Annotated in this window: 19 protein-coding genes; 15 read left to right on the top strand and 4 right to left on the bottom strand. The window is 58.7% G+C overall.

Annotation, left to right across the window (positions count from 1 at the left end):
• From meaB to Q1A00_RS10615, 6 genes are all read left to right on the top strand, one after another.
• Complete coding sequence (gene meaB, locus Q1A00_RS10640) at window positions 1–924, top strand: methylmalonyl Co-A mutase-associated GTPase MeaB (RefSeq protein ID WP_298403572.1); 924 nt, start codon at window positions 1–3, stop codon at window positions 922–924.
• A gap of 221 nt (window positions 925–1,145) precedes the next feature.
• Window positions 1,146–2,489: a phosphomannomutase/phosphoglucomutase gene (locus Q1A00_RS10635; protein WP_298403569.1), complete on the top strand. Its 1,344-nt coding sequence runs from the start codon at window positions 1,146–1,148 to the stop codon at window positions 2,487–2,489.
• A 425-nt stretch (window positions 2,490–2,914) separates the two neighbouring features.
• Complete coding sequence (locus tag Q1A00_RS10630; protein ID WP_298403565.1) at window positions 2,915–3,931, top strand: thiamine pyrophosphate-dependent dehydrogenase E1 component subunit alpha; 1,017 nt, start codon at window positions 2,915–2,917, stop codon at window positions 3,929–3,931.
• A 36-nt stretch (window positions 3,932–3,967) separates the two neighbouring features.
• Window positions 3,968–5,002: an alpha-ketoacid dehydrogenase subunit beta gene (locus Q1A00_RS10625; RefSeq protein WP_298403561.1), complete on the top strand. Its 1,035-nt coding sequence runs from the start codon at window positions 3,968–3,970 to the stop codon at window positions 5,000–5,002.
• Between the two features lie 30 nt (window positions 5,003–5,032).
• Complete coding sequence (locus Q1A00_RS10620; protein ID WP_299756686.1) at window positions 5,033–6,430, top strand: alpha/beta fold hydrolase; 1,398 nt, start codon at window positions 5,033–5,035, stop codon at window positions 6,428–6,430.
• 103 nt (window positions 6,431–6,533) lie between these two features.
• A complete protein-coding gene (locus tag Q1A00_RS10615) occupies window positions 6,534–7,565 on the top strand; it encodes an NAD(+)/NADH kinase (RefSeq protein WP_299756683.1) in 1,032 nt (343 codons plus the stop codon).
• A 44-nt stretch (window positions 7,566–7,609) separates the two neighbouring features.
• On the opposite strand, the gene Q1A00_RS10610 is transcribed toward Q1A00_RS10615, so the two are convergent.
• Window positions 7,610–8,788 (bottom strand): thiolase family protein, encoded by a 1,179-nt coding sequence (locus tag Q1A00_RS10610; RefSeq protein WP_298482975.1) that lies wholly within the window; start codon window positions 8,786–8,788, stop codon window positions 7,610–7,612.
• A gap of 279 nt (window positions 8,789–9,067) precedes the next feature.
• Window positions 9,068–11,488 carry a 3-hydroxyacyl-CoA dehydrogenase/enoyl-CoA hydratase family protein gene (locus Q1A00_RS10605; RefSeq protein ID WP_298403550.1) on the bottom strand — a complete coding sequence of 807 codons (2,421 nt, stop codon included), beginning with the start codon at window positions 11,486–11,488 and terminating at the stop codon, window positions 9,068–9,070.
• A 485-nt stretch (window positions 11,489–11,973) separates the two neighbouring features.
• On the opposite strand from Q1A00_RS10605, the gene Q1A00_RS10600 reads away from it, so the two are divergent.
• Window positions 11,974–12,414 (top strand): Rrf2 family transcriptional regulator, encoded by a 441-nt coding sequence (locus Q1A00_RS10600; RefSeq protein WP_298403547.1) that lies wholly within the window; start codon window positions 11,974–11,976, stop codon window positions 12,412–12,414.
• Between the two features lie 121 nt (window positions 12,415–12,535).
• Here the strand turns inward: Q1A00_RS10600 and Q1A00_RS10595 are convergent, their stop codons facing one another.
• Window positions 12,536–13,387, bottom strand: coding sequence for a DUF2085 domain-containing protein (locus Q1A00_RS10595; protein ID WP_298403544.1), 852 nt, complete (start codon window positions 13,385–13,387; stop codon window positions 12,536–12,538).
• Window positions 13,384–13,935 carry a TlpA disulfide reductase family protein gene (locus tag Q1A00_RS10590; RefSeq protein ID WP_298403542.1) on the bottom strand — a complete coding sequence of 184 codons (552 nt, stop codon included), beginning with the start codon at window positions 13,933–13,935 and terminating at the stop codon, window positions 13,384–13,386. Before Q1A00_RS10590 ends, Q1A00_RS10595 begins: the two co-directional genes overlap by 4 nt.
• Window positions 13,936–14,118: 183 nt before the next feature.
• On the opposite strand from Q1A00_RS10590, the gene Q1A00_RS10585 reads away from it, so the two are divergent.
• The 8 genes from Q1A00_RS10585 to Q1A00_RS10550 all read left to right on the top strand — a co-directional run bounded on the left by Q1A00_RS10585 (window position 14,119) and on the right by Q1A00_RS10550 (window position 23,802).
• Window positions 14,119–14,607: an HDIG domain-containing metalloprotein gene (locus Q1A00_RS10585; RefSeq protein WP_298482197.1), complete on the top strand. Its 489-nt coding sequence runs from the start codon at window positions 14,119–14,121 to the stop codon at window positions 14,605–14,607.
• A 112-nt stretch (window positions 14,608–14,719) separates the two neighbouring features.
• Window positions 14,720–15,466, top strand: coding sequence for a ScpA family protein (locus tag Q1A00_RS10580; RefSeq protein ID WP_298403538.1), 747 nt, complete (start codon window positions 14,720–14,722; stop codon window positions 15,464–15,466).
• A 320-nt stretch (window positions 15,467–15,786) separates the two neighbouring features.
• Window positions 15,787–17,967, top strand: a complete 2,181-nt coding sequence (locus Q1A00_RS10575) for a GAF domain-containing protein (protein WP_298403535.1) — start codon at window positions 15,787–15,789, stop codon at window positions 17,965–17,967.
• A 199-nt stretch (window positions 17,968–18,166) separates the two neighbouring features.
• The gene (locus Q1A00_RS10570; RefSeq protein ID WP_298403533.1) at window positions 18,167–18,820 is read left to right on the top strand and encodes a response regulator transcription factor; all 654 of its coding nucleotides are present in this window, start codon (window positions 18,167–18,169) and stop codon (window positions 18,818–18,820) included.
• Window positions 18,821–18,837: 17 nt separating this feature from the next.
• Window positions 18,838–19,596, top strand: a complete 759-nt coding sequence (locus Q1A00_RS10565) for an MBL fold metallo-hydrolase (protein WP_299756674.1) — start codon at window positions 18,838–18,840, stop codon at window positions 19,594–19,596.
• A gap of 327 nt (window positions 19,597–19,923) precedes the next feature.
• Entirely contained in the window at window positions 19,924–21,084 is a 1,161-nt protein-coding gene (locus Q1A00_RS10560; RefSeq protein WP_298403529.1) for an amino acid ABC transporter substrate-binding protein, read from the top strand.
• Window positions 21,085–21,356: 272 nt separating this feature from the next.
• Entirely contained in the window at window positions 21,357–22,559 is a 1,203-nt protein-coding gene (locus Q1A00_RS10555; protein WP_298403527.1) for an ABC transporter permease subunit, read from the top strand.
• A 10-nt stretch (window positions 22,560–22,569) separates the two neighbouring features.
• Window positions 22,570–23,802, top strand: a complete 1,233-nt coding sequence (locus Q1A00_RS10550) for an amino acid ABC transporter permease (RefSeq protein WP_298403524.1) — start codon at window positions 22,570–22,572, stop codon at window positions 23,800–23,802.
• Window positions 23,803–23,826 lie beyond the last annotated feature (24 nt).

The raw sequence follows: 23,826 nt of genomic DNA, 5'->3' as shown, positions 1-23,826 counted from the left end.
ATGAGCGAGCACGAATTGGTGACGCGCTTGCGCAACGGTGAGCGGCGGGCATTGGCGCGCGCCATTTCTCTGGTTGAACACGGAGGGCCAGTGGCACGTGCAGTGATGGCGGCGGCTTATCCCTACGCTCAGGCCCATCGGGTGGGCATCACCGGCCCTCCCGGTGCTGGTAAATCTACCCTTGTGACTGCATTAGCGCAAGAGTGGCGTCGTCGTGGCGTACCAGTCGGAATTGTCGCCGTTGATCCGTCGTCGCCGTTCAGCGGCGGCGCGGTGCTCGGTGACCGCATCCGCATGCAGGCGCTCGGCGGTGATCCCGGTGTATTCATTCGCAGTATGGCCAGCCGGGGCCGGATGGGCGGGTTGGCGCGTGCTACGGCTGATGCTGTTACGCTGATCGCAGCAGCCGGCTTTCCAATCGTGATCATCGAGACGGTTGGCGCAGGGCAGGATGAAGTTGATATTGCCCAGACTGCCGATACCACGATCGTGGTGGAAGTACCGGGTATGGGCGATGATGTGCAGAGCATTAAAGCCGGCATGCTCGAAATTGCCGACATCTTTGTCGTTAATAAAGCCGACCGGCCCGGTGTCGATCAGACGGTGCGTCAGCTCCGCACGATGTTGCAATTAGGCGGCGCGTCGGCTGATGGTTGGTCGCCGCCAGTGTTGACGGCGGTAGCAACCACCGGCGAGGGTTGCGCGCAGATTGTCGATGCGGTCGAGCACCACCGGCAACACCTTGTCCGTGATGGCGTACACGCTGGCCGGACGCGGTTGTTGGCCGAGCGTGAGTTAGTCGCCGCTGTGCAGGAATTGATCCTCGAACGGTTGCGCGGCCAGCGTTGGGAGGAATTGGTGAGTGAGATTGCATCTCGCCGGCGCGATCCGTATGCCGCCGCGAGTGAGTTGTTGGATGGATAGGGCGAGGGCGCGGTAGGGGCGCGGTAAGCCCCGCCCAAACAAGGGTGATGGGTATGGCGCGGTAGGGACGCGGCATGCCCCGCCCGAACAAGGGTGATGGGTATGGCGCGGTAGGGGCGGGGTATGCCCCGCCCAAACAAGGGTGATGGGTATGGCGCGGTAGGGGCGCGGTAAGCCCCACCCGAACGACAGATCCCGGATTATATCTAGGAGGTATTTCCGTGCAGGTTAATCCGTCAATTTTCAAGGCCTACGATATTCGTGGTATCTACCCGACTGAATTAAACGAAGAGGTCGCTTACCTGATCGGGCGTGCGTTTGTGACGTTCCTCGGCGCTGAGACGGTGATTGTTGGCCGCGATATGCGAACTTCTGGCCCTGCTCTGTTCGATGCAGTCACTCGTGGAATTATGGATCAAGGGGCTGACGTGGCCGACATCGGTATGGTCAGCACCGATCAATACTACTTCGCTTGTACCCAGCTCGGTTTACCCGGTATGATGGTGACGGCGTCGCATAATCCCAAGCAGTACAACGGCTTCAAAATGGTGCGCCGTATGCCCTACCTTTTGTCAGGTGATGAGGGCATTCAGGATTTACGCCGGTTGGTTGAGAGCGAAGCGTTTCCAACCCCGACCCGGCGCGGTGAACGCCGTGAATACGATTTTAAAGAGCAATTCGTGCAGAAAGTGCTCTCGCTGATCGATGTCGAGGCGATGAAGCCGTTGAAGGTGATTGTTGATACCGGCAACGGTATGGTCGGCCCGATCCTGCAAGAGGTGTATGCACGCTTGCCAATCCAATTAACCGGGATGTATCTCGATCCCGACGGCACCTTGCCCAATCACGGTCTCGATCCGCTGATGCCAGAAAATCGAGCTGAATTACAGCAGCGGGTCAAAGACGAAGGCGCTGATATTGGCTTTGCCTTCGATGGCGACGGCGACCGCTTCTTTGCCATCGATGATCGCGGTGAGTTCATTTCCGGTGACTTTCTTACTGCGATTTTGGGCCGCTACTTGCTCGAAAAAGAGCCGGGGGCGAAGATTCTCTACGATGTGCGCGCGTCGTGGGCGGTGCCCGATGAGGTGCGCGCTGCCGGCGGTATTCCGCTGGTTGAACGAGTAGGTCATGCCTTTATCAAGCGACGCATGGCGAATGAAGACGCAATCTTCGCCGGCGAGGTCTCTGGGCACTATTACTTCAAAGCCTTCGCGTTTGCTGACTCGGGCATCATTCCCTCGCTTTACCTACTTGAGATGCTGTCAAAGCGGGGGGTGAAGATGAGCGAGCTGCTTAGCCGTCTCGAATCGCGCTACTTCATTTCCGGCGAGATCAATTCGCGGGTGAGTGATGTGCGGGCGAAGCTTGATGAGATTGCCGAACGGTATAGTGATGGCAAGATCGAGCGACTTGATGGTGTCTCGGTTAGCTATGACACATGGCATTTTAATGTGCGCGGTTCTAACACCGAACCGCTGATCCGCCTGAACCTCGAGTCGATTGCCTCGCGCGCTGAAATGGAGGCCAAACGCGATGAGGTGTTGGCGGTGATCCGGTCGTAATGCCAGTTTGGTGACGTCATGCGGAGCCGCACAGCCGTGCGGCTCCACCGGTGAACTGTAAACAAATAAATGGCGAACGCCAACGATACAACAACCGTCGCACCGCATGGGGTTGGTACCGCACGGCCAATGATCGATGAACATGTGACATACGCCGGAATCGTTGCTCCACCCTATCCCCCTCCATTCACCAATGGCTATTCCTCGTTCATATCGGGACAATCACCCTTGACACATCTACTCTGAATCAGTATCATAGAGATATCAAACGTATTCCTAAGTAGAATTAATACCCCACCGACGAACCCTTCCTCTTTCCCTCCCTGTCGGTTTCACTGCCCGCAATCCCAGTTCTGATGCTCCTCACCGGCTCGCTGGCGAGCCAAGAATATAGGCGTTGTTCGCTGTTGAACGGAGAAACGGCTATGGAAATCAGTCGGGATAAGCTCCTTTGGGCGTATGAGCGGATGCGGCTCATTCGCGAATTCGAGGATCGGCTCCACACCGATTTTGCCGCTGGTAAAATCCCCGGTTTTGTTCATCTCTATGCTGGAGAAGAGGCGGTTGCGGTAGGCCTCTGCGCGCACTTGCGCGATAATGATTTCATCACCAGCACCCACCGCGGCCACGGTCACTGTATCGCCAAAGGGGTCGATCTGCGCGAGATGATGGCCGAGATTTATGGGAAAGCGACCGGCGCGTGCAAAGGCAAGGGCGGCTCGATGCACATTGCCGATGTGAACAAGGGGATGCTCGGTGCGAACGGGATCGTCGGCGGCGGGCCGCCGCTCGCGTGTGGCGCTGGTCTTACCGCCAAACTCAAAGGCACCGATCAGGTGACGGTCTGCTTCTTCGGTGATGGTGCTTCCAATCAGGGCACCACCTTCGAGGGTCTCAATTTGGCCGGCATCTGGAAGCTGCCGGTGGTCTTTGTGTGTGAAAATAACGGCTACGCCGAGACCACCTCGCCGCAGTATTCGGTCGCTGGCCAAGATATTGCTGCCCGTGCGCGCGGCTTCGGTATGCCGAGTATTGCCATCGATGGCCTCGATTTCTTTGCCGTGTATGAAGCGGCTGGTGAGGCGATTGCGCGCGCTCGGCGCGGCGAAGGGCCAACCTTCATCGAGGCCCAGACTTACCGCTATTATGGCCACTTCGAAGGTGACTCGGTCCGCTATCGCAACCGCGAAGAAGAAGAACACTATCGCTCGCGCGACTGTCTCTACCGCTTCCGCCAGACTGCGACTGCGCAAGGGTTGTTGACTGAGGCCGAGCTTGATGCGATCGATGCTCGTGCCCGCGCCGCGATCAACGAGGCGAGTCAGTTTGCGGCTGATAGCCCGATGCCCGATCCGGCTGAATTGCTGACTGACGTTTATGTTGACTATCCGATGGCGGCACTCTGGCCATTTCAAGAACCGGCAGTTCCGGTGTATCGCTAGTGCTTGCTAAAGTATTCTCAATGGTGAGGTGAAACCATGACGGCAATGGTCGAAGAGGCGGTACGTACCCTGAGTTACCGTGAGGCAATTAACGAGGCGTTGCGCCTTGAAATGCGGCGTGACCCGACGGTGATTTTGATGGGTGAAGACGTGACCGGTGCATCGCATAGTGAAGACGAAAGTCATCTCGATGCGTGGGGCGGGGTGTTAGGGGTCACTAAGGGGTTAGTGCATGAGTTTGGCCGCCAGCGGGTGCGCGATACACCGATCACTGAGTCGGGCTTCGTCGGCGCTGGGGTTGGTGCGGCAGCCACCGGCTTGCGCCCGGTGGTCGAGCTGATGTTCATCGGTTTTATGGGTGTCTGTCTCGATCAGATCGTTAATCAGGCCGCCAAGATGCGCTATATGTTTGGTGGCAAGGCTCGCATTCCGCTTGTGATTCGGACGATGATCGGCGCTGGTTTCCGCGCTGCTGCGCAGCATTCTGATTCGATCTACTCGACCTTCGTTCACTTCCCCGGTCTCAAGGTGGTGGCGCCAGCAACTCCTGCCGATGCTAAGGGCTTGTTAGCGGCAGCTATCCGTGACGATGATCCGGTGATCTTCTGCGAGCATAAGCTGCTCTACGATGTGAAAGGGCCGGTGCCCGAAGGCGAGTATGTGATTCCGCTCGGCCAAGCTGAGATCAAGCGTGAGGGCGGTGATGTGACGATTGTGGCGATTTCGCGCATGGTGCTGCACGCGCTCGCCGCCGCCGAGCGGTTGGCGCAACAAGGAATCAGTGCTGAAGTCGTTGACTTGCGCTCACTTTCACCCCTTGATGAGACGACGGTGCTTGAGTCGATCCGCAAGACGGGCCGACTCGTGGTGGTTGATGAAGACAATCCGCGTTGTAGTGTGGCAACTGATATTGCCACGCTGGCAGCGACGCAGGCGCTCGAATTTCTCAACGCACCTGTGAAGCTAGTCACGCCACCCCATACGCCGGTACCCTTTAGCCCGACGCTCGAAGACGCTTACATCCCCTCGCCGGAACGCATTGTGGCCGCGGCGCGGGCGACGCTTGGCTGAGCGTGGCGGGCCGTTGTTGCAGGAGTTGTCATGCCTACCGAGGTCGTGATGCCCAAGTGGGGCTTGAGTATGCAGGAAGGAAAGATTAACCTCTGGCTCAAGCGCGAGGGCGAAGCGGTACAGAAGGGCGAACCGATTGCCGAGGTCGAGACCGAGAAGATTACGAATGTGGTTGAGGCGCCGGCCAGCGGTACGCTGGCCCGGCTCTGTTACCCTGAAGGCAGTGTGGTGGCGGTGACGAAGGTCATCGCCTACATCACCGCTCCCGGCGAGCATTTGGCTGATGTGGCTTCCAATGGCACGACCGAAACGGTAACTACTGCTCCCGCGCCGGCAGTGGCGGCGCCAAAGCTAGCTTCACCATCGCTGCCAGCAGCGGCAGGTGGGGTGCGCGCGATGCCAGCGGCGCGCAAGTTGGCTCAAGAGCATGGGATCGACTTGAGCACGTTAACCGGTAGTGGCCCTGCTGGTGCGATTGTCAAAGAGGATGTCGAGCGCGCGATTGCTGCCCGTTCGGCGCCGGTGCAGCCGGTGCAGCGCGTACAGTTTTACAGCGCCGGGTATCGGCTCGATGGGCTGCTTTATACGCCACGCGGTCTATCGGCAGGTGAGCGGCGGCCCGGCGTCGTCTTGCTGGTCGGCTACACCTATCTGAAGACGATGGTGATGCCCGATGTAGCCAAGGTGTTGAACGCTGCTGGCTATGTGGCGCTCGTCTTTGACTATCGTGGTTTTGGTGATAGTGAAGGCCCACGTGGTCGCTTGCAGCCGCTCGAACAGGTGGCCGATGCACGGGCAGCACTGACCTTCCTCAGCGAGCAGCCTACCGTTGATCCTGATCGATTGGCAGTGGTGGGGATTAGCCTCGGCGGTGCGCATGCTATTACCACTGCTGCGGTTGATGAGCGGGTTAAAGCTGTAGTGGCGCTAGAACCGCCGGGTAACGGGGAGCGCTGGTTGCGTAGCCTGCGTCGTTATTGGGAGTGGCACGAGTTTCTTGCTCGTTTGGATGCGGATCGTCGTCAACGAGTGCGTACTGGCGTCTCGGCATGGGTCGATCCGTTAGAGATTGTGTTACCCGATCCTGAATCACGTGCGTTTCTCGATCAGGTTAGTGCTGAGTTTCCGCAGATGAAGGTCACGGTGCCGTTAGAGAGTGCTGAGGCGCTGATCGAGTATGTGCCTGAAGCGGTGGTCGATGACATCGCGCCGCGCCCGCTGTTGATCATCCACGGCGACCAAGATCGGTTGGTGCCGTTGGTAGAAGCTCAATCGATTGCCGCCTCTGCTGGTGCTTCGTGTCGATTAGAGGTAGTGCCCGGTATGACCCATTTCAATTGGGTGCTACCCGGTAGTTCTGGGTTTGCGCGCGTCACCGATAGCATGGTTGCATTTTTGCGCGAGACATTGCCGGTGGCAGTGGGATAGGTCTTGATGTTAAGAGAGCTGCACAGTCGGGCAGCTCTCTGGTGTGCTCTGGTCTAACCATCATTGTGGAGCGCGGGATGCATCCATCTCGCGGCATATTGTTATGATGACCGTCGGTATCATCGCCAATCCAGCCTCAGGTAAGGACATCCGACGGCTGGTTGCCCATGGATCGGTCTTCGATAATGAAGAGAAGGTTAGCATCGTCAAACGAGTCTTGTTGGGGTTAGAAGCCGTTGGTGTGCAGCGAGTCTGGATTATGCCAGATCGTTTCGGCATTGGTCTGAAGGCGCTCGACAATTTGCCATTACAGATCGAAGCCTCCTTGCTTGACATGCCGGCGTGGTTTACTCCTGACGACTCGCGGCGAGCAGCGCAACTGCTGGCCGAGCGCGGCGTTGGCTGCATTGTGACTCTCGGTGGCGACGGCACCAACCGCTTGGTGGCGAAGGGGTGCGGTGAGGTGCCGCTGATGCCGATCTCAACCGGCACCAATAATGTCTTCCCGATGATGATCGAAGCTACCACTGCCGGCCTTGCCGCTGGCTTGGTGGCGTGCGGACGTGCATCAGCAGCGGTCACGCGTGCGCCGCGGATTGATGTCTACCGGCTACGAGCCAATCAGGCCGAAGCTGATCTGCCTGCTGATGCGCCGCCTGACGATATTGCCTTGGTTGATGCGGCGGTGTACGATGAGCGGTTTGTCGCTGCGCGCGCAATCTGGGATAGTACGCGGATCAGTGATATAGTGCTGACCCGCGCTGAGCCGGGCAATATTGGGTTGTCGTCAATCGGGGCCAATTTTCTGGCCGGCAACTACCCGTCGGGCCATGGATTGTACCTGCATCTGGCAGCAAGCGGCCAACCGGTACGGGCGCCGGTCGCGCCGGGATTGATGCAAACAGTCCATGTTGCCGCGCATCGTGTGCTAGCTCCCGGCGATGCCGTGCGTGTGCATCGCGACCGGCCCGCTGTGTTAGCATTCGATGGCGAACGCGAGTTGGAATTGCACACTAACGATTGGGCGTTGTTACGCCTAAATCCTCACGGCCCGCGAGTGATTGATCCGCGACGGGCAATTGCGGTGGCGGCGCAAGCTGGGTTTTTTACTACGCCGGTGCCAGTATCGTCGTAAGGGCGGGTATAAAACCCGCCCTACGCGTTCCGTCGGCTTAACGATTACTCTACCCGTTCAAAAATCCCCGCTGCTCCCATGCCACCGCCGATACACATCGTCACCATCCCGTACCGGCCGCCGCGCCGTTCCAATTCATCGAGGATCTGCACGGTCAATTTCGCGCCGGTACAGCCGAGCGGATGACCAAGCGCAATCGCGCCGCCGTTTACGTTGACCCGCTCTTCGTCAAGACCGAGCTGGCGGATGACGGCAATCGCTTGGGCGGCAAAGGCCTCGTTCAGCTCGATCAGATCAATGTCGGCCAGCGTCAACCCAGCCTGCTTCAGCGCCTTTGGTATCGCCACCACCGGCCCAATCCCCATCACCTCCGGCTCGACGCCACCCACCGCAAAGCTCACAAAGCGCGCTCGCGGCTTCAGTCCTAGCTCAGCCGCCTTCTCGGCGCTCATCACTACCACCGCCGCCGCGCCATCACTCGTCTGCGACGAGTTGCCGGCAGTGACCGTCCCTTCGGCGGCAAAGACCGGCTTCAACTTCGCCAGCGCCTCTGCCGAGGTGTCGGCGCGCGGGCCTTCGTCGCGGTCAAAGATGTATACTTGCCGCTGAGGACGACCATCCGCTCCCGGCTCGACAATTTCAATCTCGACTGGCACGATGCTGCGGTCGAACAGGCCAGCTGCCTGCGCTGCCAACGCGCGCTGGTGCGAACGCAGTGCGAAGGCGTCTTGATCGGCCCGGCTGATCTCGAACCGGCGGGCAACGTTCTCGGCGGTCAAACCCATGCCCAAGTAGACCGCCGGATCATGCTGGGCTAGATAGGGGTTGGGTGAGAATTTATTGCCGCTCATCGGCACCATGCTCATGCTCTCGGTGCCGCCGGCGACAACCACCTCGTTCTGGCCGGCCATAATCTGGTAGGCGGCCATCGCAATCGTCTGCAAGCCCGACGAACAGAAGCGATTGACGGTCACCCCGCAGACGCTGTCAGGCAAACCGGCGCGCTGAGCAGCGATGCGGGCCACATTCAGGCCCTGCTCGCCTTCGGGCATTGCACAGCCCATAATCACATCTTCGACCAGTGCCGGCTCAATACCTGCTCGCTCAATGGCTGCTTTGATCACAATCGCCGCCAAATCATCGGGGCGCACCGTGCGCAACGCGCCGCGTCCAGCTTTGCCGACTGCCGTGCGTACCCCGGAAACAATCACTGCTTCTCGCATCGCGATAACTCCTTTGTTATACGAGTCACGCCAAGACGCAACGTGTTGTCAACGCTTAGGCGCAAAGTTCGCCAAGAACGCGAAGATATCTGATGGGTTTCCTCCCCAACGCGCTGATGCCAAACCATATCAAAAACCTTTGCGTCTTTGCGATCCCCATCGCCATACCTCATTATGGCTCGGCACGTCCTCCATATCAAAAACCTTTGCGCCTTTGCGTTTACCTTCCTCTGCGCCTTTGCGCGTATCATCCTCTGCGTCGTTGCCCTCTCTGCGGCTTTAATTCCGGAGCGGCTTGCCGTGTTCGAGCATGTAGCGAGCGCGAGCTTGGGTGCGCTCGTCCTTCAACAGCTCAATCACTGTCGTTCGCTCAAGGTTATGCATGTATACGTCGTCAACCCACTGCGCGCTGCTCAATTCGCCGCCGCACAAGACATACGCCAGTTTCTCGGCCAGCACCGCATCGTAGGGGGTGGCAAAGCCGCCTTCGCGCATCTGGTAAATCGCGATCCGCGCCGCCGCCAACCCATCGCGGCCAAGCGCGTAGCACGGCTTAGCGGTGATGTGCGGTGTATAACCATCGGCCACTAGCCGCAGCACTTCACGCTTGGCCTCGCCAATCAGATAATCGGGGTTGAAGACGATCCGGTCGGTTGGGCGCAGCAAGCCCAACTCCTTCGCTTCGTGGGCGCTAGTGGCGACCTTCGCCAGCGCAATCGTTTCAAACACCTGCTGGAAGGCTTTGAGCGGATCGTTGCCGCTCCGCGCCGCCGTAGCGATAATCCGCCGGTTCATCTCGGTGCAGCCGCCCCACGCTGGAATGACACCGACGCCAAACTCAACGAATCCCATGTAGGTTTCGGCGGCAGCCACCGCCGCCGCGCTGTGCATTGACAACTCAACCCCGCCACCCAGCGTCTGGCCGAACGGCGCGCTGACAATCGGCTTGGCGCTATCGCGCATACGGCGGAAGGTCTGCTGCACCAACGCCGCATACTCGTCGATGTCGTCCCATGCGCCGGCCATCACCGCCGCGCCAACGTCGTTCAGATCGAGACCAGCCGAGAAGCGCGGGCCTTGGTTGCCGACGACCATACCTACCCACGGCCCCTGCTCAAGTTCATCGAGGGCCTTGATCAGCACCTCAACCGCTTGCCCACCGATGGTATTGGCCTTCGAGTGCAGCTCGTAGCAGAGCACGCCATCGCCGAGATCGATCACGCTGGCGCTCTCATTGCCAAACAGCTCGCGTCCGGCAGTCTTGAGCGCAGCCAGATCGATGGCGCGCGGATCGCGCGCGATTGGTTCGAGTTGGCCGGTAGCGACATTGTACGCCGCTGGCGTGCCATCTACCTCGCCGTAGAAACGGCCTTCAGCAGCGATAAGCTGATCAACCCACGCCGGCAGACTCTCGCCAAAGGTGCGCATGCGCTCTGCGGTTTCAGCGATGCCCATCGCCTGCCAAAGCTGGAATGGCCCCATTTCGTGGGCGAATCCCCAACGCATCGCGTTATCAACATCGGCCACGCTATCGGCAATTTCGGGCAAGCGGCGGGCGGCATACGCCATCATCGGGTAGATCGCCGCTGCCACCAGCTTCGCGCCGCGATCGCCGGTTTCGGCTCGGTCGAGGATAAAGCGTAGCCGGTCGGGCAACGGTTTGATCTTGCGCGCTGAGGCGATCAGTTCATCAACCGATGTGGTACCTTGCGGCGGCACATACTCGAGCGTCTGCAAATCGAGCGGCCAAAACTCGCGCTTACCGTCGCGCTTGACCTCTTTGTAGAAGCCTTGCCCAACCTTCTTGCCCAACTTGCCAGCGGCGACCATCCGCCGCGATAGATCGTTGTGACGGTACACCTCACGGCTCTCGTCAGCGGGGATGGCGTCGTACAGATTACTGGCCACGTAAGCCATCACGTCGATCCCAACTTGATCGAGCAAGCGGAAGCTAGCCGTATTAGGCCTCCCAATCAGCGGACCGGTCAGCGCATCGACCTCTTCCACCTGATAGCCATGTTCGAGAGCGAAATTGAGCAGCACCTGCCCGGCATACACAAAGATGCGGTTGCCGATAAAGTTGGGCCGGTCTTTGCAGATCACCACCCCCTTGCCCAGCCGCTCTTCAGCGAAGCGGCGGAAGGCAGCGACCACTGCCGGATCGGCCTCGTCGCCGGGGATGATTTCGAGCAGGCGCAGATAACGGGGCGGATTGAAGAAGTGGCTGCCGAAGAAGTGGCGGCGGAAGGCCTCGCTGCGGCCTTCGGCGATGATCCGGATTGGGATGCCGGAGGTATTCGTAGTGACGATTGCGTTCGGACTCCGCACCTTCTCTAGTCGCGCCATCAACGCCTGCTTGGGGCCGATCTGCTCGACAATTGCCTCGACGATCCAATCGCATTCAGCCAGCCGGTGAAAATCGTCTTCCGTATTGCCCAGCGTAATCAGTTCGGCGCTGCGCTCGCTGTAGAGATTAGATGGGCGTGCTTTGCGCATACGCTCAAATCCCTGCTGCACAATTCGGTTGCGCACCTGCGGATGGCTGAGGGTCAAGCCTTTTGCTTCCTCCTCGGCGGTGAGTGAGGTGGGCGGCACATCGAGCAACAATACCGGAATCCCGGTACCGGCGACCAGCGCAGCGATCGCGGCCCCCATCGTCCCGGCGCCGATCACGCCAACTCGCTTGATCTGATAGGTCATTGGGTCCTCCTTGACCATGTCTCTCCATTGCGGACTCTCGTGCGCTTGTCACGCGGTTGCATATTCGTAACCGTGTGTTTAGACGCACTGCGTCATGGAATAAGCGTATCATACCACAAGTTGAGCGAATTGGGGAAGGGGCAGGATTAGCATGTTTTGCCCGGCCTGTATCCCCGGTCTGAAAGAGCTAGGCGAGAGGGTGTGACGCGCGCTGCGCGGGCTGCTTGTGCGGATGTTGGTCGAGAGAAAACTTGTGGTGAATGCTTGATGAGAGATGAAGATAGGGCGAGATAACGTTAGTAATGGTGAGAGTCCGATACCGCGAGAGCAATGGCAGGTGCGTTCAGAGGGCTGGGTGAGCGGGTGAAAGCCGTTGTTCACGCTAACGTAGCATGCAAACAATAAGGGGGACTGATTGCCCTGTTTGACGCCCGTTGCCCTTATTGCTACAATGTTAAGTGATCTACTTGACTATGGAGGCAACAATGCGCATCTCGAGCAAAGGAGACTACGGGTTGCGCGCGCTATTTGATTTGGCGCAGCGCTATGGCGAGGGGCCGATCCAGAGCGAAGCTATCGCTGGCCGACAGGGGATTCCGGTCAATTACCTCAACCAACTGCTAATCACGCTGCGCCGGGCGGGGTTGGTTGAGAGTCTGCGCGGGCCGCAAGGTGGTCATCTCCTTGCTCGTTCCCCCGAGACGATCACGTTGCTTGAAGCGCTGACGGTGCTAGAGGGGCCGATCTTGCCGGCTGAGAGTGGTCGTGACGACTTACAACCTACCGAGCCGTTTGATCGGTCACTGATCGATGAAGTCTGGAGTGAATTGCGTGCGGCCATCGAGCAGCGCTTGGCCTCGATGACGCTCGATGATCTTTGTCAGCGCAAGCGTAGTCATGATGGGGCAGTGATGTATTATATTTAATGCAAAGGCGCTAAGATCGCAAAGGGGTATTGGGTAAAGGGAGATCACGCCCATCCGTTCTTCTGCTCCCTATCATAAAACCTTTGCGCCTTTGCGTTTTACCATCCCCGCTCCTTTGCGTTTACAGAATCAACCCCATACTCTCCATCCAGAACCGCAACCACGACATCGCGCCTGCGATCAAAAGCGTTGGGAACAGTGCAATCGTCGCCGGGCCAGCCAGTTGGCGCAGACTCGTCACTTTGCCTTCATAGCCCATAAACAGGCTGGTCAGCAGTAAACAGACCAAATAGAGCACGCCGAGAATGCCGAAGAAGGCGAGGAATGCCAGCGGCCAGAAGGTGATGCCGAGATTGCCGTAGATAGCGGCCAGCGCCAACAGATCAATGACGATAATGCCGAGCAGTTCCCACCAATTGGCAAAGATCGGCTGGTGCGGATCGACATTTTGGCGTAGGGTGTTATTGAGCACGATATGCAACGCGCTGGCAATCGTGATCCCCATGCCCATCCCAGTGAGGGTGCGCAAAAAGTTGTCGGGCTGGTACCAGTTGGGCAGCCCTAGATCAAGGAGGAGCGAATTGAAGCCGTCAACCGCCATAATACCGACGAAAGCCACCAGCGTCAGCGCAATCGGCCACGGCGGAATCTTACCGGCCCGCCCGCGCCCGATTGCGTACAGATAGAGGAAGGTGAGCATAAAGCTCAGATAGATGCCGCTGTTGCGCGCGCAGAGCGGAAATTGCAACCCGCCGACAAAGATGTTGTGCTGCTGGGCGCAAATGCCATGCACTACCGCGTACATCTTCCATTCCAGCGGCATACCGGGGCTAAAGAGCAGGGCTATCAGCAGCGCGCTGAAGCTACCGAGAAAGATTGGCCCCCACGGAATAGGCCGCCTCCCAGCCTCCTTCCGCGCCGCAATCCGCTCTTGCGCCATACGGAGAATCTCATCAGGAGAACGTTCGCTCATCGAACCTCCGCTAATCGCTCGGCCAGCCGCACGGCGGTTAACGCGCCAAGGTGGCGGGCAGCGATAGTACCATCGCGATTAATAAAGAAGGTAGTCGGTAAATTTGTCACGCCGTACCGCTCACCAATGGTGCCGTCGCGATCGGTGATTAGGGGGAAGCTGACCCCTACTTTCGGCGCGAAGGCGGCGATCGCTTCGGTCGACTCATTACGGTTGACCGCCAGAATCACCAGATCGGGATTCGTGCGGCGGGCTGCCTCAAATTCCGGCATCTCTTCGATGCAAGGCAAGCACCACGTGGCCCAAAAGTTGACGATCACCGGCTTGCCACGTAGATCGCTCAATTTGTAGGTGCCATCGGCCAGTGTGTAGCTGAAATCGGGCGCTTTCTCGCCGGGAATGGCGGCCCAGTCTGGTTTGGTGTCGATGAGTTTGCTCTCAGATGCGATTGGTGTTTCGCCAACCACGAGTGGTTGGTTGACTTGCGGTGTGCCAGTGCAGGCAGCAAGGATGAAGATGAAGCTGAGCAAGATGATAGCGTGTCTCATAGTCTCATTCTACCATGGTACAATCAGTTGCACCGCTGAGCGCAGCGGGTCACGTACTCATGCTGCGTTCCTCTGTATCCTCTGCGACTCTTTCAAGCGAAGCGGGCCAATTGCGCCGGTGTCACTTCCGGCGGTATAATGCTTCGCCGATGATAACCATCAATGGCAACAAGCGATCGTCTCATGTCTGTATCATACCGCATTCGCCAACTTCGCAACGCCTTGCGTGCCGAAGTTTCACCCGCCGAATATGAGCTGGTTGCGCAATTGCTGACTCCAGCCGAACAACAATTGTTTTGGCAGATGCCGCTCTACGACCAGCGCCACTGTCTCGATGTCTACCACACACTGATCGCCGCCGGCGAGCGTGATGAGTTGTTGTTGCGCGCGGCGCTTTACCACGATTGCGGCAAGGTTGATGATGCAGGCCGCCCGATGGCGCTCGGCTGGTATGTGCTGGCGACAATCCTCAAGCGCTGGCCGGCGCTTTATCTGATTGCCGCCCGGCTCGTGCCGGCAATCGCCGTCTATGCCGAGCATGCTGCCCGCGGCGCGCGGATGGCGGCAGCGGCCGGGTCTCCACCCGAAATTGTTGAGACGATCCGTCATTATCACGATCCGCATCCGACCGGTCGTGCTGCCCGCTTGCAGTGGGCTGACGAGCAGAACTAGCAGGGCGCGAAGGGGTGGGGAACGCAAAGGCGCAAAGGGATGATTGTGTAGCTTAACATAATTTTGCCATAATGATAAAAAATCTTCGCGTCTTGCGTTTGTACCAAGCATTATGCCCTACGAAATTACGTTACCTGTCTTCACCGGCCCGCTTGATCTACTGCTCCGCCTGATCGAACGGGCCGAACTCGATATCACTACCATCGCGCTGGCGCAAGTGACCGACCAGTATCTGGCTCATGTGCGCGCGCTGGAAGCGGTCGAACCGGACGAGCTGGCCGAGTTTGTGAGTTTGGCTGCTCGTCTGGTGCTGATTAAGTCGCGCGCGCTCTTGCCCCGTTCGCCGAGCGCGCCGGCAGCGCCGGTTGATGAAGATGCCGAGCAGTTGGCTGCCCAACTTGAGTTGTACCGACGCTTTAAGCGAGCCGCCGAGCTGCTGCGCGTTTGGCACGAGAGCGGACGCAGCACCTTCGTCCGGGTTGCGCCGCCGCCGCTCACGATCGCTCCGCCCCCATCCAGCTACCGCGTCGCCGATCTGTTGCAGGCGCTGGCCCGCCGCGCTCAGTTGCAGTTGCCACTCGAACCGGAAGAACGGATCGTGCTGGTGCCTCGTCTGACCGTAGCTGAAGTCGCTGCGCGCATTCGCGCCCGTCTCGAACACGCGGCATGGTTCGATTTTAGCGATCTGCTTACCGCGCAACCAACCCCCGAAGAGGTGATCGTATCGTTTTGGGCGATGTTGGAATTGCTCAAGCGGCGCGCGATTGTGGTCGAGCAGATATCGTTATTTGGCCCGATTCTGATCGGGCGCGGCGAGTCGCCGATTGAGACCAGCGAAGCCGATGAGCGTGAGTTGTAATCAGTGCCGGTATGTGCGACAATGCAAATACATAAATACCCCTCCCCGTAGCGGGTTAAGGGTAGACAGAACATGTGGTCGATCATAACCGTTAATCGCTGTGCGATGCCTCAACGCCCGGTGCTACGCTCCCCTCTCCCACGCCAGTGAGAGAGGGGCTGGGAGCGAGGGTGAACTGGCGCATCGCAACGCCATCAACCACATTTGCGCTTATGGGTTCTGCCCCCTCCTCCCCCAGCGGGGGAGGCTGGGAGGGGGCATAAAACTCTCCCTCAGCGGGGTGTTGAGAGGGGAGCTGCCAAACGTTACGAGCAACAACTATGACTGGCGCTTCGCATCCTACAGCCGCAAACCAATCACTCCCGCTCGGCGACTGGCTGGCGTTTGGCGATGCACTGCGCGCCGATGACTCGCCGGAAGGTTTGCTTGGCGAAGTGGTGGAGACGCTGCGGCGAATTGTTGGCAGTCCTTGCGTCTATGCGCGGCTGCGCGATGATGAAAGTGATACACTGCACGCCGTCGCCTTCGCCGGCGTCGCTCTACAGTTTGCCGAACAGTTACAGGCCGCGCCGGTTGAGCCAGTGCTGTACCAGCCCTTGTTGCGGCCCGAATACCGGCTCAGTTATTCGTACCTCGTTCCGGCTGAGGCCTTGCCTGCCAGTGTACCTGACACAGTAGCCATTGCGCCGGCGGCAGCGTTGCTGACGCCATTGCGGGGGCGTGGCGAGCGGCTCATCGGGGTGATCGTGATTGCGTGGCCGCAGCCGCCCGATCTGGCAACGGTGCGGATGGTCGAAGCGATTGCACGCCAAGCGGCGCTGGCGGTGGAAAACGTGCGGCTGGCTGAGCGCAGCGCTCGTCTGTTGGCGAAAGAGCAACTATTGGCCGAATTGGGGCGCGCTGTCGGCGCGACCCTTGATCTTGAGGTCATCTTGCGCCAGACCGTTGATCGATTGGCTGCGGCGTTCGGCGGCGGTGTAGTGGCGCTGCTCAATGAAACCAACGACCTGCTCGTCGCTGCGGCATCGCCATCGTTGGCAGACATGGTTGGCCAACGATTGCCATTGCTCGATGGAATGTTGGCATGGGTAGCGCAGAGCGGCCAACCGTTCGTGATTGACGATTGCCGGACAGCCACACGCGAGGCGTTGATGTTCGGGCCAGAGGTGGCCTCGTGCGTGATTGCGCCATTGCGTAGTGGCGGCAGGGTCATCGGCGTCCTGAGTGTGGTAAGCCGCCGCGCCGGTGCATTTAGCGATGAAGATGTCGATCTGCTCGAAGCGATTGCCGCGCAGGTCAGCGGGCCAATTGTCAGCGCCCAGCTCTACGCCGAGTCGCAGCAGTTGGCGGCGCAAGTGCAGCGCCGCGCCGACCAATTGGCGGTGCTGAATTCGATTGCACGCATCGTCACCGCTACACTCGATCTGCGCGAATCGTTACCGCTGGCTACCCAGCGTATTCAGCAAGGTTTTGGCTACCCGCAAGTCGATCTGTTCTTGCTTGAAGATGATGCCAGCGAGTTGGTGCTCGTTGCTTCCGCCGGCCAGTATGCGCCCTCGCGGGTGGGCTATCGCCAACACATCAATCTCGGTTTGGTGGGGCGGGCTGCGCGCAGCGGGCGCATTGTGCGCGCCGAAGATGTGGCCAGCGAAGCCGATTATCTCGGTTTGAGCGAGCGGCTCGATATTCGTTCAGAGTTGTGTGTGCCCTTGATCGCTAATGGAAAAACCTTAGGAGTTCTAAATATCGAATCGCCGCAACCGGCTGGCTTGACCGCTGAGGATGCAGCGGTGCTCGAAACGGTGGCCGATATGCTGGCTGGTGCAGTTGAGAATGGCCGGCTGTACCAACGCGCTCAACAGGCGGCGGCGCTCGAAGAGCGCAACCGTTTGGCCCGCGAGTTGCACGATAGCGTCAGCCAGCAACTCTTTAGCATGACTCTGACGGCTCAAGCAGCCCGCGCCCAGTTTGAGCGGAATCCGGCCCGCGTGCCAGCTTTGCTCGACCGGCTGCAAGAGACGGCTACTGCTGCGTTGGCCGAAATGCGCGCGCTCATTTTTCAATTGCGCCCGCCAGCGTTGCGCGATCAGGGGTTGGTAGCCGCTATTCAACAACATGCCCAGCATTTGGCCCATCGCGAAGGACTACGGATCGAGCTGAACGTGATCGGCGATGAGCGCTATGCTCGTGGTATGGAACAGCCGCTGTTTCGGATTGTGCAAGAAGCGCTCAACAATATCGTCAAACACGCCGCGGCCCGTAATGTCCAGATTCACCTCGAATTTACTGCCGATCAGGTGCGCATTCGTGTGATCGATGACGGGCAAGGCTTCGACCCCGCCGCGCGACCTTCGGGTGAAGGTCGCCATCTCGGTTTGCTCAGCATGCGCGAACGGGCTGCCGAACTTGGCGGTACTTTCGCTGTCTATTCGCATCCCGGTGCGGGCGCTGAGATCGAGGTGGTGGTACCGCTACGCGGGCGGAATGCGGGGAGTGAGTAGGGAGTGGGAGGAGGGGATGGTACGTTTCAGAATCGGGAAGCTCCCTCTTCCCCCGCGTGCGAACGAAGAGGGGGGGTAAGGGTCAAGTATCTAGAGACTACCCGATATTAGGTCATACCAAGCAATACGTGGTCGGCGCAAGCTGATGGTACATGGCGCCGCCATTCCTTAGCTTATTCATTCCGCAGGAGGCCGGCTGATGGAACAAATAACCGTGCTGTTGATTGATGATCATCGCGTCGTGCGTCAAGGCTTGCGCGATTTCCTCGAACTGCAACCCGACATCGAGGTGGTCGGCGAAGCGGGCAGCGGTGAAGAGGGGGTGGAACTAGCCCGCGAGCTCTTGCCCGATGTTGTGCTGATGGATTTAGTCATGCCCGGCATTGATGGCGTCGAGACCACCCGCCGGCTCAAAGCGGTCAGTCCCTCGTCTCAGGTAATAGTACTGACCAGCTTTGCCGACGATGATAAAGTGTTTCCGGCGATCAAAGCCGGCGCTATCTCGTACCTGCTCAAAGATATTTCACCGGAAGAGCTGGCCCATGCCGTCCGTGCCGCCTGCCGCGGCGAAGCCGTCTTGCATCCCGATGTCGCGGCCAAGTTAATGCAAGAGTTCAACACACCGCGCCCCAACGAAGCGCCGGTCGAGCAACTAACCCCACGCGAGATGGATGTGTTGCGGTTAGTCGCTAAGGGCATGTCAAACAAGGAGATTGCCGATACACTGATCGTCTCGGAAAAGACGGTTAAAACCCACATCAGCAACATTCTCTCAAAGCTCCACTTAGCTGATCGCACACAAGTGGCGATTTATGCCTTACGCAAGCGGCTTGTGCCGATTGATGAGGAGTAAGCCATAAGGACAACCCTATGATGAACGCACGGATTGTTTTGCTCGGCACTGGCACCGGCTTGCCCGATCCCGATCGCGCTTATACCCATCTAGTTTGGGACGGGCCGGGAGGGTCGTTGCTGGTTGATGTTGGCGGCGAGAGCTACCGCCGTTTATTGGCGGCGGGGATTGACCCGCAAACCTTACAGGGTGTCATTCTCACCCACAGCCACTGCGATCACGTCAATGGTCTGCCGGCGTTACTATTCAGCCTGCGTTTAGGCGGGCGCACCGAGCCGCTGCCGGTCTACGGCCTCGCGCCAACCCTCGAACTAGCGCGTGAGTACGTGCTAGCAGCAGGTTTGGAAGAATGGGCGGATCTGGCGGAATGGCGACCGATCGCCGCTAGCGACCGGCTGCTTCTGACGGATGGTTTAGAGATAGCGACGGCGTTAACCGCGCATAGCCGGCCATGCATTGCCCTGCGTTTTACCGTGCCATCGTTGCCGGCGGTGTGCTACTCGGCTGATACCGAGCCATGCCCAGCAGTGACCGAACTGGCCACCGGTGCGCATCTCCTGATTCACGAGGCGACGGTTGCTGAGCCGTTGGCCGGTCACACCACCCCGCGTCAAGCCGGTGCGGTAGCCGCTGCCGCCGGAGTGCGCCAACTGGTGTTGGTGCATTTCAGTCCGCGCTGGACAATGCCGGTCGCGCAGGCGTTGGCCGAGGTGGCCGCAGGCGGCTTCAGGGGCGTAGCGCAGGTTGGTCACGATTTACAATCGTTCCCATTGTAGCACCGCACGGCCGTGCGGCTCCCGCCGATGCCGACGCGCGAAATTGATGACCGGTTGCGCATCCGACTGGTTCAACGCCAAAGCGGATTCAGAGGCGCAGCGTAGGTTGGTCACCGCCATATCGCTTGATCCTGTGCAACCCTGACACAATTTGCACACTCTGGCAAATCATGGTATCATTCTCCCAATCCGAACGACATGAAGTCAATGTAGCGCAACGATGCCGCGTGGGGCCAGTTCGCCTCATTTCCAAAGGGACCGCACGGTTCGCAGCGCCGGAAGGTCCGGCGTGAGCGCGCAACCGTATCAGATTGTATAGGAGAGGACATGCGTAAACACATCACCCTAGTTCTGGCCGGTTTGCTTAGCTTGATATTGGCTGCCTGCGGCGGCCAAGCTCAGCAGTCGCCCACCACAGCGCCGGCCCAACCGGCCACCACGGCTCCTGAGCAGCCGACTGCTGCACCGGCGCCGACCGCTGCACCTGCTGCGACCGCAGCGCCTGCCGGCGGCACGCCTGCCCAACCCGCAGCCGGCGGTCAGATTGAGCGGATTCTGGCCCGTGGCACGCTGATCTGCGGTGTCAACAATAATCCGCTGCCCGGCTTCGCCACCGTCGATACGGCTGGTGTCCGCCGTGGTTTCGATGTCGATTTCTGCCGCGCAATTGCTGCGGCGTTGTTCGACGATCCGGACAAGGTTGAGTATCGTCCGCTTAGCGCCCAAGAGCGCTTTACCGCCTTGCAGACCGGCGAAATTGATGTGCTGATCCGCAATAGTACGTGGACGTTGGGCCGCGATGGCAATCTTGGCCTCGACTGGGCGCCGACGACGTTCTACGACGGCCAAGGCATGATGGTGCGCAAAGACAGCGGCATCGAGACGCTGGAGGATATGGACGGTGCGACTATTTGTGTCCAGACTGGCACTACCACCGAATTGAACTTGGCCGACCAGTTCCGCGCCCGTGGTCTCACCTTTACGCCGGTGGTCTTCCCAGATGGCGACTCGACCCGCGCTGCGTATGATGCCGGCCAGTGTGATGGTTTCACTACCGACAAGTCGGGCTTGATTTCGAGCTTGACTTTGCTTAGCAACCCGGCTGATCACAAGATTCTTGAAGTGACAATGTCGAAGGAACCGCTTGGCCCAGCCGTCCGGCAGGGTGATGCGCAGTGGTTCGACGCCGTGCGCTGGATTGTGTTTGCGACCTTCCAAGCTGAGGAATATGGCATTACGTCGCAAAATGTGAATGATTTTCTCAGTAGCGACGTACCTGAGATCCGCCGCTTCCTTGGCATTGAAGGCGATCTGGCTAAGGGCATTGGTTTGTCGAACGACTTTGCAGTGCGCATTATTCGCCACGTGGGTAATTACGCCGAGATCTACGATCGCAACCTCGGCCCCGATACGCCCTTCAACCTGCCGCGTGGTCTGAATGCGCTCTACACCGAAGGCGGTCTGCTCTACTCGCCGCCCTTCCGCTAGGCATCGAACGGCTAGCTTATGGCGGATAGGTTCGCTTGGGGGTGAATTGGAGGGGCGACGCAACACGTCGCCCCTTTAATAAAAAAAAGATGTTGCATTGCAACGCCGCGCAAAACAGCGGCTGCTGGCTGATGATGAGGCGTGATCATCTCTCGCGATGGTCAGCGTTGACCGTACTACTGTGTTGTAAATCAAGATGATTGAGACAATTTGGGAGAGGTTATTGGTTGCTTTCTACTCTACTTGGATAATTCTCATATAAGGAGTAGCCTATGGCGGCTGGTTCTCCACCACTTCCTTCCGATAAAGGAACAATTCCGTTTTATCGCGACACTCGCATTATTGCGATTATCGTGCAAATCGTCTTTGCAATCGCGGTCATAGCTTTGCTCTGGTACCTCTACTCGAACATGATGAATGGGTTGCGGCAGGCTAATCTGTTGCCGACATTCGCGTTTTTGTCGGTTCCTGCCGGCTTTCCAATCGCCGAAAGCGTGATCCCGTATGATCCCTCAATGACATACGGACGCGCGTTTGTGGTCGGGATTTTGAATACGGTGCGAGTAGCGGGTATTGGCATTGTTCTTGCAACCATCCTAGGTTTAATTCTTGGCATTGCTCGCCTCTCTGACAACTGGCTGTTGCGGAATGTGGCGCTGGTGTATGTGGAAATTGTGCGCAATGTGCCGTTGCTCTTGCAATTGATCTTCTGGTTTTCGCTGACCCGTCTGTTCCCCCGTATTCAAGAGAGTATTGATATTGGCGGCCTGCTCTATCTGCATAACCGCGGCGCGACGCTGGCATGGCCGCAGGCGGCCAACGATTTCGATACGTGGATGGTCTGGGTGTACGGCGGGATTGCGTGCGGAATCATCTATTACACGATCCGCCGCATCCAGTTTGCCCGCCGCGACCGGCCCGGCGTGGCAATGCCGCAAGCCTTCTTGATTGCCGTGGGTGTGGCCTTCATCGGGTTCTTTACGACCTATTTCGTCTACGGCGCATGGCCGGTGAGCCTCTCCATCCCCGAATTGCAGCGGTTTAATTTCGTAGGAGGCATTACCGTCACCAATAGTTTTGCCGCTCTTTTGGTTGGCTTGGTGATCTACACCGCTGTGTTTATCGGCGAGATTGTGCGCAGCGGTATTTTGGCAGTTAGTAAAGGTCAGCGTGAAGCGGCGCGCGCGCTAGGATTAACCCCCGGCCAGACGATGCGGTTGGTGATTCTGCCCCAAGCGCTGCGCGTGATTATCCCGCCGCTCACGAGCCAATATCTGAACCTGACCAAGAACAGCAGCTTGGCAGTGGCTATCGCCTATCCTGACTTGTTCTACGTAGCGAGCACGATAAATAATCAGACCGGCCAAGCTGTTCCGGTGATCTTGATGTTGATGGCGAGTTACCTCTCGGTCAGCCTGCTGACGTCGCTGTTTATGAATTGGTACAACCGCCGCATTCAACTCGTTGAGCGCTAAGGAGACGCCTGTGGCAACCGAAGTTAGTCGCCCAACTTCCCGTCGCGCGCCGCGCCAGCAGATCGGTTTGATTGAGTGGTTGCGCACAAATCTCTTTTCGACGTGGTACAACGTCATTATCACAGTGGTGTTGCTCTATATCATCGTGCAGACGGTGACGAGCTTTGTTTCGTGGATGGTGACTGCTCCCGGCTGGCCAGCGGCGTTTACCAATATCAAGCTGTTGCTAACGTGGACGTACCCGGTTGATCAGCTTTGGCGTCCACAGGCGGCAATGGCATTGGTGATGTTGTTGCTTGGTCTGAGTTCAGGTTTGTGGGGCGGTATCGTGCGCATGGTGGCGTTAGGTGCCGCAGCGATCAGTGTTGGTCTCGGTGTTGTCGCGTTTACCTTCCCTGATTTGCCCGGTCAGACCTCGCTTCCCGGCTGGCTCTTCATGTTTATCTGTGCGGTATTGCTAGTTGGCGGTGATCAGGTGGCCCGTCTCATCGGGAATAAAGTGCGCTGGCCGCTGATCATCGCGTGGCTGCTGGCTTACCCGGCTGTGATATTGATCTTGCGCGGCGGCATCGGCTTGCCGGTGGTTGAGACAAAGCTGTGGGGTGGGTTGATCCTGACGCTTATTCTTGCCGTGAGCGGGATTGTGCTCTCGTTCCCACTTGGGGTGCTGCTGGCGTTGGGCCGGCGCAGCTCGTTGCCGGTTATCCGCACCTTCTGTGTACTCTATATCGAGTTAATCCGCGGGGTGCCGCTGGTAACAGTGCTCTTTATGGGTGCGCTGTTGCTGCCGCTCTTTCTTCCCGGCGGCGAGAGCATTGATGCGCTGGTGCGGGCTGTCATTGCGGTGACGCTCTTCAGCGCAGCGTATCTGGCCGAGAATGTGCGCGGCGGTTTGCAGTCGATTCCGAAAGGCCAAGTTGAGGCGGCGCGTGCGCTAGGCCTGAACGTTGTGCAGACGACGCTGCTGATTACGCTGCCGCAGGCGCTGCGCGCAGTGGTGCCGGTGCTGGTTGGCCAGTTCATTGCGCTGTTCAAGGATACGTCATTGGTGGTCATTATTGGTCTTGTCGATCTGCTCGGCGCAGCGCAGAATATCGTCGGCCAGCCTGAATGGCTGGGCATTCCCGGCGGTGTGTGGCGCGAGACGTTTCTCGTCATTGCAGCGATTTACTGGGTGTTTAGCTTTACTATGTCGCGCATTAGCAAGCGGATCGAGGATCAAATTGCGCGCAGCCGGCACTAATGCGGCTTGTTCCCTGTTTGCGAG

The organism is uncultured Chloroflexus sp., assembly GCF_938091255.1.
Taxonomy (GTDB): Bacteria; Chloroflexota; Chloroflexia; order Chloroflexales; family Chloroflexaceae; genus Chloroflexus.
Note: the sequence above shows the minus strand (reverse complement) of the source record. Positions and strands in the feature narration are given on the sequence as shown.